The sequence below is a fragment of the Agromyces binzhouensis genome, from assembly GCF_042672355.1.
GTDB classification, from domain to species: Bacteria; Actinomycetota; Actinomycetes; order Actinomycetales; family Microbacteriaceae; genus Agromyces; species Agromyces binzhouensis.
In genome coordinates this window covers 76,064-90,776 of sequence record NZ_JBHXVJ010000003.1, presented here as the reverse complement: position 1 = coordinate 90,776, position 14,713 = coordinate 76,064, and the positions used below count along the sequence as shown (strand labels likewise).

At 67.5% G+C, this 14,713-nt stretch carries 22 protein-coding genes; 21 read left to right on the top strand and 1 reads right to left on the bottom strand.

The window, feature by feature from the left end:
- The first annotated feature begins 258 nt into the window (after nt 1–258).
- From rpsL to ACFVHK_RS06250, 5 genes are all read left to right on the top strand, one after another.
- Nucleotides 259–633: a 30S ribosomal protein S12 gene (rpsL, locus tag ACFVHK_RS06270; RefSeq protein ID WP_022889720.1), complete on the top strand. Its 375-nt coding sequence runs from the start codon at nt 259–261 to the stop codon at nt 631–633.
- Nucleotides 633–1,103, top strand: a complete 471-nt coding sequence (gene rpsG / locus ACFVHK_RS06265) for a 30S ribosomal protein S7 (RefSeq protein WP_067948599.1) — start codon at nt 633–635, stop codon at nt 1,101–1,103. The genes rpsL and rpsG overlap by 1 nt, the downstream gene beginning before the upstream one ends.
- Nucleotides 1,104–1,199: 96 nt before the next feature.
- Nucleotides 1,200–3,314: an elongation factor G gene (gene fusA / locus ACFVHK_RS06260; RefSeq protein WP_376928060.1), complete on the top strand. Its 2,115-nt coding sequence runs from the start codon at nt 1,200–1,202 to the stop codon at nt 3,312–3,314.
- A gap of 112 nt (nt 3,315–3,426) precedes the next feature.
- Complete coding sequence (gene tuf / locus ACFVHK_RS06255) at nt 3,427–4,620, top strand: elongation factor Tu (protein WP_129234361.1); 1,194 nt, start codon at nt 3,427–3,429, stop codon at nt 4,618–4,620.
- A 138-nt stretch (nt 4,621–4,758) separates the two neighbouring features.
- Entirely contained in the window at nt 4,759–5,973 is a 1,215-nt protein-coding gene (locus tag ACFVHK_RS06250) for an acyltransferase family protein (RefSeq protein ID WP_376928059.1), read from the top strand.
- A gap of 23 nt (nt 5,974–5,996) precedes the next feature.
- Here ACFVHK_RS06250 and ACFVHK_RS06245 read toward each other — a convergent pair whose 3' ends face one another.
- Nucleotides 5,997–6,446 carry an OsmC family protein gene (locus ACFVHK_RS06245; protein WP_376928058.1) on the bottom strand — a complete coding sequence of 150 codons (450 nt, stop codon included), beginning with the start codon at nt 6,444–6,446 and terminating at the stop codon, nt 5,997–5,999.
- A gap of 531 nt (nt 6,447–6,977) precedes the next feature.
- Between ACFVHK_RS06245 and rpsJ the strand changes: the two genes are divergently transcribed.
- The 16 genes from rpsJ to rplF all read left to right on the top strand — a co-directional run bounded on the left by rpsJ (nt 6,978) and on the right by rplF (nt 14,712).
- Nucleotides 6,978–7,286 carry a 30S ribosomal protein S10 gene (gene rpsJ / locus ACFVHK_RS06240; RefSeq protein WP_017201594.1) on the top strand — a complete coding sequence of 103 codons (309 nt, stop codon included), beginning with the start codon at nt 6,978–6,980 and terminating at the stop codon, nt 7,284–7,286.
- 8 nt (nt 7,287–7,294) lie between these two features.
- The gene (gene rplC, locus ACFVHK_RS06235; protein WP_129233329.1) at nt 7,295–7,951 is read left to right on the top strand and encodes a 50S ribosomal protein L3; all 657 of its coding nucleotides are present in this window, start codon (nt 7,295–7,297) and stop codon (nt 7,949–7,951) included.
- A gap of 1 nt (nt 7,952) precedes the next feature.
- A complete protein-coding gene (gene rplD / locus ACFVHK_RS06230; protein WP_129233330.1) occupies nt 7,953–8,612 on the top strand; it encodes a 50S ribosomal protein L4 in 660 nt (219 codons plus the stop codon).
- The gene (gene rplW / locus ACFVHK_RS06225) at nt 8,609–8,911 is read left to right on the top strand and encodes a 50S ribosomal protein L23 (protein WP_129233331.1); all 303 of its coding nucleotides are present in this window, start codon (nt 8,609–8,611) and stop codon (nt 8,909–8,911) included. The genes rplD and rplW overlap by 4 nt, the downstream gene beginning before the upstream one ends.
- Before the next feature lie 19 nt (nt 8,912–8,930).
- On the top strand, nt 8,931–9,770 hold the full coding sequence (gene rplB / locus ACFVHK_RS06220) for a 50S ribosomal protein L2 (protein WP_129233332.1): 840 nt from the start codon (nt 8,931–8,933) through the stop codon (nt 9,768–9,770).
- Between the two features lie 12 nt (nt 9,771–9,782).
- Nucleotides 9,783–10,064 carry a 30S ribosomal protein S19 gene (rpsS, locus tag ACFVHK_RS06215; RefSeq protein WP_129233333.1) on the top strand — a complete coding sequence of 94 codons (282 nt, stop codon included), beginning with the start codon at nt 9,783–9,785 and terminating at the stop codon, nt 10,062–10,064.
- 25 nt (nt 10,065–10,089) lie between these two features.
- A complete protein-coding gene (gene rplV / locus ACFVHK_RS06210; protein WP_129233334.1) occupies nt 10,090–10,455 on the top strand; it encodes a 50S ribosomal protein L22 in 366 nt (121 codons plus the stop codon).
- Nucleotides 10,455–11,201 (top strand): 30S ribosomal protein S3, encoded by a 747-nt coding sequence (rpsC, locus tag ACFVHK_RS06205; RefSeq protein WP_129233335.1) that lies wholly within the window; start codon nt 10,455–10,457, stop codon nt 11,199–11,201. The genes rplV and rpsC overlap by 1 nt, the downstream gene beginning before the upstream one ends.
- Nucleotides 11,202–11,203: 2 nt before the next feature.
- The gene (rplP, locus tag ACFVHK_RS06200; RefSeq protein WP_129233336.1) at nt 11,204–11,623 is read left to right on the top strand and encodes a 50S ribosomal protein L16; all 420 of its coding nucleotides are present in this window, start codon (nt 11,204–11,206) and stop codon (nt 11,621–11,623) included.
- Nucleotides 11,623–11,943 carry a 50S ribosomal protein L29 gene (rpmC, locus tag ACFVHK_RS06195; protein ID WP_129233337.1) on the top strand — a complete coding sequence of 107 codons (321 nt, stop codon included), beginning with the start codon at nt 11,623–11,625 and terminating at the stop codon, nt 11,941–11,943. Before rplP ends, rpmC begins: the two co-directional genes overlap by 1 nt.
- Before the next feature lie 2 nt (nt 11,944–11,945).
- On the top strand, nt 11,946–12,248 hold the full coding sequence (rpsQ, locus tag ACFVHK_RS06190) for a 30S ribosomal protein S17 (protein ID WP_129233338.1): 303 nt from the start codon (nt 11,946–11,948) through the stop codon (nt 12,246–12,248).
- A gap of 33 nt (nt 12,249–12,281) precedes the next feature.
- Nucleotides 12,282–12,650, top strand: a complete 369-nt coding sequence (gene rplN / locus ACFVHK_RS06185) for a 50S ribosomal protein L14 (protein ID WP_129233339.1) — start codon at nt 12,282–12,284, stop codon at nt 12,648–12,650.
- 2 nt (nt 12,651–12,652) lie between these two features.
- Nucleotides 12,653–13,012 carry a 50S ribosomal protein L24 gene (gene rplX / locus ACFVHK_RS06180; RefSeq protein ID WP_129233340.1) on the top strand — a complete coding sequence of 120 codons (360 nt, stop codon included), beginning with the start codon at nt 12,653–12,655 and terminating at the stop codon, nt 13,010–13,012.
- Complete coding sequence (rplE, locus tag ACFVHK_RS06175; RefSeq protein WP_129233341.1) at nt 13,012–13,605, top strand: 50S ribosomal protein L5; 594 nt, start codon at nt 13,012–13,014, stop codon at nt 13,603–13,605. The genes rplX and rplE overlap by 1 nt, the downstream gene beginning before the upstream one ends.
- Before the next feature lie 167 nt (nt 13,606–13,772).
- Nucleotides 13,773–14,171: a 30S ribosomal protein S8 gene (rpsH, locus tag ACFVHK_RS06170; RefSeq protein ID WP_129233342.1), complete on the top strand. Its 399-nt coding sequence runs from the start codon at nt 13,773–13,775 to the stop codon at nt 14,169–14,171.
- Nucleotides 14,172–14,175: 4 nt separating this feature from the next.
- Complete coding sequence (gene rplF, locus ACFVHK_RS06165) at nt 14,176–14,712, top strand: 50S ribosomal protein L6 (protein ID WP_376928057.1); 537 nt, start codon at nt 14,176–14,178, stop codon at nt 14,710–14,712.
- The last annotated feature ends 1 nt before the right edge of the window (nt 14,713 follow it).

Genomic DNA, 14,713 nt, shown 5'->3' with positions numbered 1-14,713 from the left:
CATTTGACCGCATCGTGACGCCGGATTACCATTGGTCGGGTGTGCGCGTTGCCGCGCGCTCGTGCCGTGCCCACGGATCCCCCGGATCCACGGAGGCGGCGCGGGTTCTCACAGTGCGCACACCAGGGCGCCGGCCCCCGGCCGGAACGCCCCCACGGCATACCCACCACTGAAAAGGCAGCGCCGCTCGGCGGTGCCGGTGGGTCGTGATGTGAAATCCATCAACGCTGTCACCGTGCAGCACAACAAGGAGAAGCAGTGCCAACCATTCAGCAGTTGGTCCGCAAGGGTCGCTCGCCGAAGGTCACCAAGACCAAGGCTCCCGCCCTGAAGGCCAACCCCCAGCAGCGCGGCGTGTGCACGCGTGTGTACACCACCACCCCGAAGAAGCCGAACTCGGCGCTCCGCAAGGTCGCCCGCGTGAAGCTCTCGAACGGCACCGAGGTCACCGCCTACATCCCCGGTGAGGGCCACAACCTGCAGGAGCACTCGATGGTGCTCGTCCGCGGCGGTCGTGTGAAGGACCTCCCGGGTGTCCGCTACAAGATCATCCGCGGTGCGCTCGACACGCAGGCCGTGAAGAACCGCAAGCAGGCTCGCAGCCGCTACGGCGCGAAGATGGAGAAGAAGTAATGCCTCGCAAGGGACCCGCTCCGAAGCGCCCCGTCGTCGCAGACCCCGTCTACGGCTCGCCGGTCGTCAGCCAGCTCGTCAACAAGATCCTCGTCGACGGCAAGAAGGACCTCGCGCAGCGCATCGTCTACGAGGCGCTCGAGAACGTCGCGAACAAGTCCGGCCAGGACGCCGTCGCGGTCCTGAAGAAGGCCCTCGACAACGTGCGCCCGACCCTCGAGGTCCGTTCGCGCCGCGTCGGCGGCTCGACCTACCAGGTCCCCGTCGAGGTCAAGCCGCACCGTGCGAACACCCTGGCGCTGCGCTGGCTCACCAGCTACGCCAAGGCCCGCCGCGAGAAGACCATGACCGAGCGTCTCACCAACGAGATCCTCGACGCCTCGAACGGCCTGGGTGCCGCGGTCAAGCGCCGCGAGGACACCCACAAGATGGCCGAGTCGAACCGCGCCTTCGCCCACTACCGCTGGTAGCGGGCCGAGCGGATGCCGCGGGCCTCGCGCTCGCGGCGGCCTCGCGGCATCCGCTCACCCCCCACCCTTCCCTTCCTGAACATCCGGAGGAACCCCGTGGCACTTGACGTGCTCACCGACCTGAACAAGGTCCGCAACATCGGCATCATGGCGCACATCGATGCCGGCAAGACCACCACGACCGAGCGCATCCTGTTCTACACGGGCGTCAACCACAAGATCGGCGAGACGCACGACGGCGCGTCGACCACCGACTGGATGGAGCAGGAGAAGGAGCGAGGCATCACGATCACGTCCGCCGCGGTCACCTGTTTCTGGAACAAGAACCAGATCAACATCATCGACACGCCCGGCCACGTCGACTTCACCGTCGAGGTGGAGCGTTCGCTGCGCGTGCTCGACGGCGCGGTCGCCGTCTTCGACGGCAAGGAGGGCGTCGAGCCCCAGTCCGAGACCGTCTGGCGCCAGGCCGACAAGTACGACGTCCCGCGCATCTGCTTCGTCAACAAGATGGACAAGCTCGGCGCCGACTTCTACTTCACCGTCGACACGATCGTCAAGCGCCTCGGCGCGAAGCCGCTCGTGCTCCAGCTCCCGATCGGCGCCGAGAACGACTTCGTCGGCGTCATCGACCTGATCGAGATGCGCGCACTCGTGTGGCCCGGCGACGCCAAGGGCGACGTGACCATGGGCGCCAAGTACGAGGTCCAGGAGATCCCCGCGGACCTCAAGGACAAGGCCGACCAGTACCGCCAGCAGCTGCTCGAGACCGTCGCCGAGACCAGCGACGAGCTGCTCGAGAAGTTCTTCGGCGGCGAGGAGCTCACGGTCGACGAGATCAAGGGCGCGATCCGCAAGCTCACGGTCAACTCCGAGATCTACCCCGTCCTGTGCGGCTCGGCGTTCAAGAACCGCGGCGTGCAGCCGATGCTCGACGCGGTCATCGACTTCCTGCCGTCGCCGCTCGACGTGCCCGCGGTCCAGGGCCACGACGTGCGCGACGAGGAGAAGATCATCGAGCGCCACGCCGACGCGACCGAGCCCTTCTCGGCGCTCGCGTTCAAGGTCGCGGTGCACCCGTTCTTCGGTCGCCTCACCTACGTCCGCGTCTACTCGGGCCGTCTCGACTCCGGCGCCCAGGTCATCAACTCGACCAAGGGCAAGAAGGAGCGCATCGGGAAGATCTTCCAGATGCACGCCAACAAGGAGAACCCGGTCGACTCGGTCACGGCGGGCAACATCTACGCCGTCATCGGCCTGAAGGACACCACGACCGGCGACACCCTGTGCGACCCGGACAACCAGGTCGTCCTCGAGTCGATGACCTTCCCGGAGCCCGTCATCGAGGTCGCCATCGAGCCGAAGACCAAGGCCGACCAGGAGAAGCTCGGCACGGCCATCCAGAAGCTCGCCGAGGAGGACCCGACCTTCCGCACCGAGCTCAACCAGGAGACCGGCCAGACGGTCATCAAGGGCATGGGCGAGCTGCACCTCGACATCCTCGTGGACCGCATGAAGCGCGAGTTCAAGGTCGAGGCCAACGTCGGCAAGCCGCAGGTGGCCTACCGCGAGACGCTCCGTCGCACGGTCGAGCGTCACGACTACACCCACAAGAAGCAGACGGGTGGATCGGGCCAGTTCGCGAAGATCCAGTTCAAGCTCGAGCCGCTCGAGGTCGAGGGCGACAAGACCTACGAGTTCGAGAACGCCGTCACAGGTGGTCGCGTCCCGCGCGAGTACATCCCGTCGGTGGATGCGGGCTTCCAGGACGCCATGCAGGTCGGCATCCTCGCCGGCTATCCGATGGTGGGCGTCAAGGCGACGCTCACCGACGGTGCCGCCCACGACGTCGACTCCTCGGAGATGGCGTTCAAGATCGCCGGCTCGATGGGCTTCAAGGAGGCCGCTCGGAAGGCGAACCCCGTCCTGCTCGAGCCGCTGATGGCCGTCGAGGTCCGTACTCCCGAGGAGTACATGGGCGACGTCATCGGCGACCTGAACTCGCGCCGCGGCCAGATCCAGTCCATGGAGGATGCCGCAGGCGTGAAGGTCGTGCGTGCGCACGTCCCGCTCTCGGAGATGTTCGGCTACATCGGCGACCTGCGGTCCAAGACCTCGGGCCGCGCCGTGTACTCGATGGAGTTCGAGAGCTACGCGGAGGTCCCGAAGGCCGTGGCCGAGGAGATCGTCCAGAAGAACAAGGGCGAATAGCGCCCGAACGCACGGACCGACAGGTTCGCGTAACATAACAACACAACCCCGTAGCACACCGGTCGCAATCCGGCGCCCGGTGCTGCTACACGGATCCTGAGGAGGACCCACAGTGGCTAAGGCCAAGTTCGAGCGGACCAAGCCGCACGTCAACATCGGAACGATCGGTCACGTCGACCACGGCAAGACCACGCTCACCGCAGCGATCTCCAAGGTGCTCGCCGACAAGTACCCGTCGGCCACCAACGTGCAGCGCGACTTCGCGTCGATCGACTCCGCTCCCGAGGAGCGCCAGCGCGGCATCACGATCAACATCTCGCACGTCGAGTACGAGACGCCGAAGCGCCACTACGCGCACGTCGACGCCCCGGGTCACGCCGACTACATCAAGAACATGATCACCGGTGCCGCCCAGATGGACGGCGCGATCCTGGTGGTCGCGGCGACCGACGGCCCGATGGCCCAGACGCGCGAGCACGTGCTGCTCGCCAAGCAGGTCGGCGTGCCCTACCTGCTCGTCGCGCTGAACAAGGCCGACATGGTCGACGACGAGGAGATCCTGGAGCTCGTCGAGCTCGAGGTCCGCGAGCTGCTCTCGTCGCAGGGCTTCCCCGGCGACGACGCCCCGGTCATCCGCGTCTCGGGCCTCAAGGCGCTCGAGGGCGACGAGAAGTGGGTCAACTCGGTCCTCGAGCTCATGGAGGCCGTCGACGACTCGATCCCCGACCCCGTGCGTGACAAGGACAAGCCGTTCCTCATGCCGATCGAGGACGTCTTCACCATCACCGGTCGTGGCACGGTCGTCACGGGTCGCGCGGAGCGCGGCACCCTGAAGATCAACTCCGAGGTCGAGATCGTCGGCATCCGCCCGACGCAGAAGACCACGGTCACGGGCATCGAGATGTTCCACAAGCAGCTCGACGAGGCATGGGCCGGCGAGAACTGCGGTCTCCTGCTCCGCGGCACCAAGCGCGAGGACGTCGAGCGCGGCCAGGTCGTCGTGGCCCCGGGCTCGGTCACCCCGCACACGAACTTCGAGGGCACGGCCTACATCCTCTCGAAGGACGAGGGCGGCCGTCACAACCCGTTCTACGCGAACTACCGTCCGCAGTTCTACTTCCGCACCACCGACGTCACCGGCGTCATCACGCTGCCCGAGGGCACCGAGATGGTCATGCCCGGCGACACCACCGACATGACGGTCGAGCTCATCCAGCCGATCGCCATGGAGGAGGGCCTCGGCTTCGCCATCCGCGAGGGTGGCCGCACGGTCGGCGCCGGTACCGTCACGAAGATCATCAAGTAATCTTCGCGATCGCGACCTGCAAGGGGTCGGGCCTTCGGGCCCGGCCCCTTCGTCGTTCCGCTACCACAGTCGCGCACGGGCGTCCAGATGCGGGCAGCGCGTCCCTCGTCGAGGAGACCTCGGGTTAGCCTTGACCGGATGGTTCCCCCGTCGATCCGAACCCGGGCCGCAGTGCGGCCCGAGATCCAGGCCCTCCGCGCGATCGCGGTGTGCGCCGTCGTGCTGCACCACGGGTGGCCCGCGGTCGCCCCCGCCGGCTACATGGGCGTCGACGTCTTCTTCGTCGTGTCGGGGTTCCTCATCACCGCACTGCTCCTGCGCGAGTCGGCCCGCACGGGTCGCATCTCGCTGAAGGACTTCTACCTCCGCCGCGCACGGCGGATCCTGCCGGCCGCCATGGCCGTGCTCGTCGCAGTCACCGTGCTCACGTATCTCGTCGTCCCCAGGGTCGAGTGGCGCTCCTACTTCCGCGAGGTCATCGCGAGCGCGCTCTACTTCGAGAACTGGCTGCTCGCTGCCGACTCGCAGGACCCCGCGCGCGACGACCTCGCCTCCACGCCGGTCCAGCACTTCTGGTCGCTCTCGGTCGAGGAGCAGTTCTACCTCGCCTGGCCGCTGCTGATCATCGCCGCGCTCGCGTTCGCCGCCCGTCGGTCGCGAGACCCGCGGCGCGCCCTGCTCGTCGTGCTCGGCGCCGCGACGATCGCCTCATTCGCGTGGAACGTGGTCCTCACCGTGCAGGACCACAACCTCGCCTACTTCTCGACGTTCACGCGAGTGTGGGAGTTCGGCGTCGGCGGAATCCTCGCCATCCTCGTCCCGGAGGTCGCTGCCGGTCGGGAACGGCTCCGGGCCGCGGTGGGATGGCTGGGGCTCGCGCTCATCGCCGTGCCGATCATCGTCTTCCGCGACCCGGAGGTGTTCCCGGGGGTCGTGGTCCTCGTCCCCGTCGCCGGTGCCCTCGCGGTCATCTGGGCAGGCATGCCGGCCGTCGGATGGTCGCCGGCACGCGTCACCGGGACCTCGGCGGTCCAGTGGACGGGCGACATCTCCTACTCGCTCTACCTCTGGCACTGGCCGATCTTCATGTTCGTGCCGTTCATCACGGGGGTGCCGAGCCCGCCGTGGCTGATGGTCCTGCTCGTGATCGCGGCATTCGCGGTCGCCGCGGCGTCGAAGCGATGGATCGAGGATCCGGCGAGGTTCGGCGCGGCCGGGGCGCGCCGGCCGCGGTCGGCCCTGCTGCTCGGCTCGGTCGCCACGCTCGCGGCGCTCCTCGTGGCCGCGGGGATCGTCGGACCGAGCGCGGCGGGCGCCGAGGCCTGCGAGCGTCCGTCGCAGACGGGGGAGTGACCTCCCGGCAGCGAGGCGGCGCCTCAGATCTCGATTCCCCCGATGGTGGTCCGGAGGTCGATGGACCCCTCGACGCTCCGCGCCACCGTGCACGCCTTCGCGATCGCGCGCGCCATGATCGCCGCCAGCTGTTCGCGATCGGCGGGCTCGAGTGCGGAGAGATCGACGACGATCTCCTCGTCGATCTCCCGGTACCGGTTGTCGTCCTTCGACGTGCCGTGCGCCCAGACCGTGATCGCGACGTCGTCGCCGAGGCGACGCGCCGCGACCGAGTCGGCGCTCATGCCCGCGCAGCCGGCCAGCGCGAGCTTCAGGAGCTCGCCCGGCGTGAAGTGGCCCGGGGCCTCGACGGGCCCGATGAGCACGGTCGATCCGCGCTCGTTGAGGCCCTCGTAGGTGCGCGGGCCGGTGCGGGTCACCGAGACGCTGCCCGGTCCGATCCGTTCGCCGACCGCGTGCGCATGCTCCGTCATCGAGTCCTCCCTCGGCTTGCCGTGCACCGATTCCACCACGACGACGGATGCCGCGGCATCCGCTTGACTGGGAGGATGCGGTGAGCATCGAGGCCGCGACACGCCCGGGTTGCACGGAAGTGCCCGCATGTGGCAGACTCGTTGAGTTCAACATTTCGAACGGCGTGCCTTGCTGCGCTCCGTTCGAATCACTGCCAGGCAGTGCATAGCCACCGGAAGCTCCACGGAGTCCCACGGGTCAGGCTAGGCCGCGGGCAGCAGGACACCACAACCGACACCCTCAGATTCGAGCATGGCCTCTGCCTGCGTGCAAGAGACCCATGCCCGTTTCCGCGAGTGCGACACGCCCGAGCGCGGGGGTCGGTTGGGGCTCGAGGTCGAGCGTGTCGAGGCCACCGCACCGCGGGGTGGCTTCGACAGGCTCGATCACCGGCCTTTGACAGAAGAACAGTGGTGCTTCACACGGAGTAGCTACGCGGCGTCCGATGCCCTCGGAAGGGGTAAGACGCCTTGACAGAGAGAGAGTCAGCAATGGCGGGACAGAAGATCCGCATTCGACTGAAGTCGTATGACCACGAGGTCATCGACACCTCGGCGCGCAAGATCGTCGACACGGTGACCCGCGCGGGCGCCACGGTCGTCGGCCCCGTGCCGCTTCCGACCGAGAAGAACGTGGTGTGCGTCATCCGTTCGCCCCACAAGTACAAGGACAGCCGCGAGCACTTCGAGATGCGCACCCACAAGCGCCTGATCGACATCGTGGACCCGACGCCCAAGGCCGTCGACTCGCTCATGCGTCTCGACCTTCCGGCCGACGTCAACATCGAGATCAAGCTCTGAGGTACGACATGTCCACCACTGCAAAGAACGTGAAGGGTCTGCTCGGCACCAAGCTCGGCATGACCCAGGTGTGGGACGAGAACAACAAGCTCATCCCGGTCACCGTCATCGAGATCGCCCCCAACGTGGTCACCCAGCTCCGCACGCAGGAGAAGGACGGCTACTCCGCCGTCCAGATCGCCGCGGGCGCCATCGACCCCCGCAAGGTCACCCAGCCCCTCACCGGTCACTTCGAGGCCGCCGGCGTCACGCCGCGCCGCCACGTGACCGAGGTGCGCACCGCCGACGCCGCGGACTACGCGCTCGGCCAGGAGCTCACCGTCGACGGCACCTTCGAGGCCGGCCAGCTGGTCGACGTCGTCGGCACGTCGAAGGGCAAGGGCTTCGCCGGTGTCATGAAGCGCCACAACTTCGCGGGCGTCTCCGCGTCGCACGGTGCCCACCGCAACCACCGCAAGCCCGGTTCGATCGGCGCCTCGTCGACCCCGAGCCGTGTCTTCAAGGGCATGCGCATGGCCGGTCGAATGGGTGGCGAGCGCGTCACCGTCCTGAACCTCCGCGTGCACGCCGTCGACGCCGAGAAGGGCCTGCTGCTCGTCAAGGGCGCGGTCCCCGGTGCTCGCGGCCGTCTCGTGTTCGTCCGCAACGCTGTGAAGGGAGCCTGAGATGGCTACCGCTGCCACCATCGACGTCCTCGACGTCACCGGCAAGAAGTCCGGCTCGATCGAGCTGCCCGCCGAGCTCTTCGACGTGCAGACCAACGTCCCGCTGATCCACCAGGTCGTCGTCGCCCAGCTCGCCGCCGCGCGTCAGGGCACGCACAAGACCAAGACCCGCGGCGAGGTCTCCGGCGCCGGCCGCAAGCCCTTCAAGCAGAAGGGCACGGGCCGCGCCCGCCAGGGCTCGATCCGCGCACCGCACATGACCGGCGGCGGCGTCGTCCACGGCCCGCAGCCTCGCGACTACTCGCAGCGCACCCCCAAGAAGATGATCGCCGCGGCCCTGCTCGGCGCGCTCTCCGACCGCGCTCGCGGCGGCCGCATCCACGCGGTCGAGTCGCTCGCCAACGGCGAGGCCCCGAAGACGAAGGACGCCGTCGCGCTCCTCGCCGGGATCGCCCCGTCGAAGCACCAGCTCGTCGTGCTCACCCGCGACGAGGAGCTCTCGGAGCGTGCGGTCCGCAACATCCCGACCGTGCACGTCCTGCCGGTCGACCAGCTGAACGCCTACGACGTGCTCGTCTCCGACGACATCGTCTTCAGCAAGGCCGCGCTCGAGGCGTTCGTCGCCGCGAAGCAGGCGAAGAAGGAAGAGGTCTCCGCATGAGCGCCGCGCACAACAAGGACCCCCGCGACATCATCATCTCGCCGGTGGTCTCGGAGAAGAGCTACAACCTGATCGACGAGGGCAAGTACACGTTCATCGTGGACCCCCGCGCGAACAAGACCGAGATCAAGCTCGCCATCGAGAAGATCTTCAACGTCCAGGTCGCCTCGATCAACACCCTCAACCGTCAGGGCAAGACGCGTCGCACCCGCTTCGGCATGGGCAAGCGCAAGGACACCAAGCGCGCGATCGTCACCCTCAAGTCCGGCTCGATCGACATCTTCACGAACGTCGGCTAAGGAGCAGAGGAACCTCACTATGGCTATTCGCAAGTACAAGCCCACGACCCCGGGTCGTCGCGGTTCGTCGGTCGCCGACTTCGCCGAGATCACGCGCTCGACGCCCGAGAAGTCGCTGCTCCGCCCGCTGTCGAAGTCCGGTGGTCGCAACAACCAGGGCCGCATCACCACCCGCCACGTCGGCGGTGGCCACAAGCGCCAGTACCGCGTCATCGACTTCCGTCGCAACGACAAGGACGGCGTGCCCGCCAAGGTCGCGCACATCGAGTACGACCCGAACCGCACCGCGCGCATCGCGCTGCTGCACTTCGTGGACGGCACCAAGCGCTACATCATCGCTCCCGACAAGCTCAAGCAGGGCGACCTCGTGGAGTCGGGCCCGGCCGCCGACATCAAGCCCGGCAACAACCTGCCGCTGCGCAACATCCCGACCGGTACCGTCATCCACGCCATCGAGCTCCGCCCCGGCGGCGGCGCGAAGATGGCGCGTTCGGCCGGCGCCTCGGTGCGCCTGGTCGCGAAGGACGGCCCCTACGCGCAGCTCCGCCTGCCGTCGGGCGAGATCCGCAACGTCGACGCGCGCTGCCGCGCGACCGTCGGCGAGGTCGGCAACGCCGAGCAGTCGAACATCAACTGGGGCAAGGCCGGCCGCAAGCGCTGGAAGGGCGTCCGCCCGACCGTCCGCGGTGTCGCGATGAACCCGGTCGACCACCCGCACGGTGGTGGTGAGGGCAAGACCTCCGGTGGTCGTCACCCGGTGAGCCCGTGGGGCCAGCCCGAGGGACGCACCCGTCGCCCCAACAAGGAGAGCGACAAGCTCATCGTCCGTCGTCGCACCGTCGGCAAGAAGCGCAAGTAGGAGTAAGAGAAGATGCCTCGCAGCCTCAAGAAGGGCCCCTTCGTCGACGAGCACCTGCTTCGCAAGGTCGCCTCGCAGAACGACGCGGGTTCCAAGAACGTCATCAAGACGTGGTCGCGTCGCTCGATGATCGTCCCGGCCATGCTCGGCCACACGATCGCCGTGCACGACGGCCGCAAGCACATCCCGGTGTTCGTCACCGAGACCATGGTGGGCCACAAGCTCGGCGAGTTCGCGCCCACCCGCACCTTCCGTGGACACGTGAAGGACGACAAGAAGGGCCGCCGCCGCTGACGCGGTGGCGTGAAGGAGGAGAGAAATGGTGGAGTCGATCGCCCGCGTGCGTCACATCCGCGTGACCCCCATGAAGGCCCGCCGCGTCGTCAACCTGATCCGCGGCAAGCAGGCACAGGAGGCCCTGGCCATCCTGAAGTTCGCCCCGCAGGGTGCGAGCGAGCCGGTGTACAAGCTCGTCGCCTCGGCCATCGCGAACGCTCGCGTCAAGGCCGATGCCACGAACACCTACCTGGACGAGCAGGATCTCTACGTGAAGACGGCGTACGTCGATGAGGGCACCACCCTCAAGCGTTTCCAGCCGCGCGCGCAGGGTCGTGCCTTCCGCATCAACAAGCGCACGAGCCACATCACCGTCGTGCTCGGCACGCCCGAGGAGGGTACGAAGTAATGGGTCAGAAGGTCAACCCGTACGGCTTCCGTCTCGGCATCACCACCGACCACGTGTCGCGGTGGTTCTCAGACTCGACGAAGCCCGGACAGCGCTACGCCGACTACCTCGCCGAGGACGTCAAGATCCGTCGCCTGCTGCAGACGTCGCTCGATCGTGCCGGCGTGAGCCGCATCGAGATCGAGCGCACCCGCGACCGCGTCCGCGTGGACATCCACACGGCTCGCCCGGGTATCGTGATCGGCCGCCGCGGCGCCGAGGCCGAGCGCATCCGCGCCGACCTCGAGAAGCTCTCCGGCAAGCAGATCCAGCTCAACATCCTCGAGGTCAAGAACCCCGAGGCCGACGCCCAGCTCGTCGCGCAGGGCATCGCCGAGCAGCTCTCCGCCCGCGTGGCCTTCCGCCGCGCGATGCGCAAGGGCCTGCAGGGCGCGCAGCGCGCCGGCGCCAAGGGTGTCCGCATCCAGGTGTCGGGCCGCCTCGGCGGCGCCGAGATGAGCCGCTCGGAGTTCTACCGCGAGGGTCGCGTGCCGCTGCACACGCTCCGCGCGAACATCGACTACGGCTTCTACGAGGCCAAGACCACCTTCGGTCGCATCGGCGTGAAGGTCTGGATCTACAAGGGCGACATCACCAACAAGGAGCTCGCCCGCGAGCAGGCCTCCCAGAAGCCGTCGCGTGACCGTAACGACCGTCGCCGTGCGCCCCGTGCGCAGGAGGCGGCCGCAGCAGGAGTTGAGGCATAACCATGTTGATTCCCCGTCGAGTCAAGTACCGCAAGCAGCACCACCCCGGCCGTTCGGGCCAGGCCACCGGCGGCACGAAGGTCTCCTTCGGCGAGTACGGCATCCAGGCCCTGAGCCCCGCCTACGTGACGAACCGTCAGATCGAGTCCGCTCGTATCGCCATGACGCGTCACATCAAGCGTGGCGGCAAGGTGTGGATCAACATCTACCCCGACCGTCCGCTCACGAAGAAGCCGGCCGAGACCCGCATGGGTTCCGGTAAGGGTTCGCCCGAGTGGTGGGTCGCCAACGTCAAGCCGGGTCGCGTCCTCTTCGAGGTCTCGGGCGTCTCCGAGGAACTCGCTCGCGAGGCCATGACCCGTGCAATCCACAAGCTGCCCCTCAAGGCACGCATCATCAAGCGCGAGGAGGGCGACGCATAATGGCCGTCGGTTCCAAGGAGCTCGCTGTGACCGAGCTCGACACCTTCGAGGACGAGCGTCTCGTCGACGAGCTGAAGAAGGCCAAGGAGGAGCTGTTCAACCTCCGCTTCCAGGCCGCCACCGGCCAGCTCGAGAGCCACGGCCGCCTGCGTGCCGTGAAGCGCGACATCGCCCGCATCTACACGGTCATCCGTGAGCGCGAGCTCGGCATCCGTGCCACGCCCGCGCCGGTCGAGGCGCCCGCAGCGCCCGCGAAGAAGACGAAGAAGGCCAAGGCCGAGGCATCCGCCGACGCCGAGGCCGAGACGAAGGAGGCCTGATCATGGCTGAGACCAAGAAGGCTGCGGCCGAGGTCGCCGAGACGGCCGAGCTCGTCCGCGGCTACCGCAAGGTCCGTCGCGGCTACGTCGTCAGCGACAAGATGGACAAGACCATCGTCGTCGAGGTCGAGGACCGCGTGAAGCACCCGCTGTACGGCAAGGTCATGCGCCGTACGTCGAAGGTCAAGGCGCACGACGAGCAGAACACCGCCGGCATCGGCGACCTCGTCGTGATCTCCGAGACCCGCCCGCTCAGCGCCACCAAGCGCTGGCGCCTGGTCGAGATCGTCGAGAAGGCCAAGTAAGCCCCCGGGCTTGCTTCCCAGAAGGAGTACGAAGTGATTCAGCAGGAATCCCGGCTCAAGGTCGCCGACAACACGGGCGCCAAGGAGCTGCTCACCATCCGCGTGCTCGGCGGTTCCAGCCGACGCTACGCGGGCCTGGGCGACGTCATCGTCGCCACCGTCAAGGACGCGATCCCGGGCGGCAACGTGAAGAAGGGCGACGTGGTCAAGGCCGTCATCGTCCGCACCGTGAAGGAGACCCGTCGACCCGACGGCTCCTACATCAAGTTCGACGAGAACGCCGCGGTGATCCTCAAGAACGACGGTGACCCTCGCGGCACCCGCATCTTCGGGCCGGTCGGCCGGGAGCTTCGCGACAAGAAGTTCATGAAGATCATCTCGCTGGCGCCGGAGGTGCTGTAAACATGGCCAAGATCAAGAAGGGCGACCTCGTCGAGGTCATCTCGGGCCGCAGCCAGGCCCGCGGCGGCGACCGCGGCAAGCAGGGTCGCGTCATCGAGGTCCTGGTCGACCAGAACCGCGTCGTGGTCGAGGGCGTGAACTACGTCACGAAGCACGTGCGCGTCGGCCAGACCCAGCGCGGCTCCAAGACCGGTGGCATCGAGACCCACGAGGCCCCGATCCACGTGTCGAACGTCGCGATCGTCGACCCGGAGACCAAGAAGCCGACCCGCGTGGGCTTCCGCACCGAGACGGTCACCAAGGACGGCGTCGAGAAGACGGTCCGCGTCCGCTACGCCAAGAAGTCAGGTAAGGACCTCTAATGACTGACACCGCGACTGCCGCGCCGGCTGGCAAGATCCAGCCGCGCCTCAAGCAGAAGTACCAGACCGACATCACGAAGACCCTGACCGAGGCGAACGGGTACACCAACCCGCACCAGGTCCCGGGCCTGACGAAGATCGTCGTCAACATGGGTGTCGGCGAGGCCGCGCGCGATGGCAAGGTCATCGACGGCGCGATCGCCGACCTCACCAAGATCACCGGCCAGAAGCCGCAGGTCACCAAGGCCCGCAAGTCCATCGCGCAGTTCAAGCTGCGCGAGGGACAGCCGATCGGCGCGCACGTCACGCTGCGCGGCGACCGGATGTGGGAGTTCCTCGACCGCCTGCTCTCGCTCGCGCTGCCCCGTATCCGCGACTTCCGCGGCCTCTCGGACCAGCAGTTCGACGGCACCGGCAACTACACGTTCGGTCTCACGGAGCAGTCCGTGTTCCACGAGATCGACCAGGACAAGATCGACCGCGTCCGCGGCATGGACATCACCGTGGTGACCACCGCCAAGACCGACGACGAGGGTCGCGCGCTGCTGAAGGCGCTCGGCTTCCCGTTCAAGTCGAACGAGTCCGCCCAGTAGTTCGTAGTAGACTCTACGAGTTTGTGCCTGCGCCGGCGGGTCTCGGAACCATCCGAGGCCCCGCCGGCACCGGCATACGGCGGTCCGCAACCGCGTGCCGCCACCACCACAGGTCAGTCCCCGTGTAACGGGTCCTGAAACCTGGTGAACGTAAGGAAACCAGTGTCATGACGATGACCGACCCGGTCGCTGACATGCTGACGCGCCTGCGCAACGCCAACTCCGCGCACCACGACACCGTGTCGATGCCGCACTCCAAGCTCAAGGGGCACATCGCCGAGATCCTCAAGTCCGAGGGCTACATCTCCGGCTTCGAGGTCGCCGACGCGCGCGTGGGCAAGACGCTCACGCTGCAGCTCAAGTTCGGCCCGAACCGCGAGCGCTCGATCGCGGGCATCAAGCGCGTGTCGAAGCCCGGCCTCCGCGTGTACGCGAAGTCGACCGAGATCCCCAAGGTGCTCGGCGGCCTCGGCGTCGCGATCCTGTCCACTTCCAGCGGTCTGCTGACGGACCGCCAGGCCGAGAAGAAGGGCGTGGGTGGGGAAGTCCTCGCCTACGTGTGGTAGATCCATGTCACGAATCGGACGACTTCCCATCGACATCCCCGCGGGTGTCGACGTCAAGGTCGACGGCCGCGCCGTCACCGTGAAGGGCCCGAAGGGCGAGCTCGCACTCACCGTGGCGCAGCCCATCGAGGTCAAGGTCGAGGACAACCAGGTCCTCGTCACCCGCCCCGACGACGAGCGCGAGTCGCGTTCGCTGCACGGCCTGACCCGGAGCCTCATCGCCAACGACATCGTCGGCGTGACCCAGGGCTACTCCAAGGGCCTCGAGATCGTCGGCACCGGATACCGCGTCGCGCAGAAGGGCAGCGCGGTCGAGTTCGCGCTCGGCTTCTCGCACCCGGTCACCGTCGAGCCGCCCGCCGGCATCACGCTGACGGTCGAGGGCAACAACAAGATCACCGTCTCGGGCATCTCGAAGCAGGTCGTCGGTGAGACCGCCGCCAACATCCGCAAGATCAAGAAGCCCGAGCCCTACAAGGGCAAGGGCATCCGCTACGCCGGCGAGGTCGTGCGTCGCAAGGCCGGAAAGGCTGGTAAGTAAT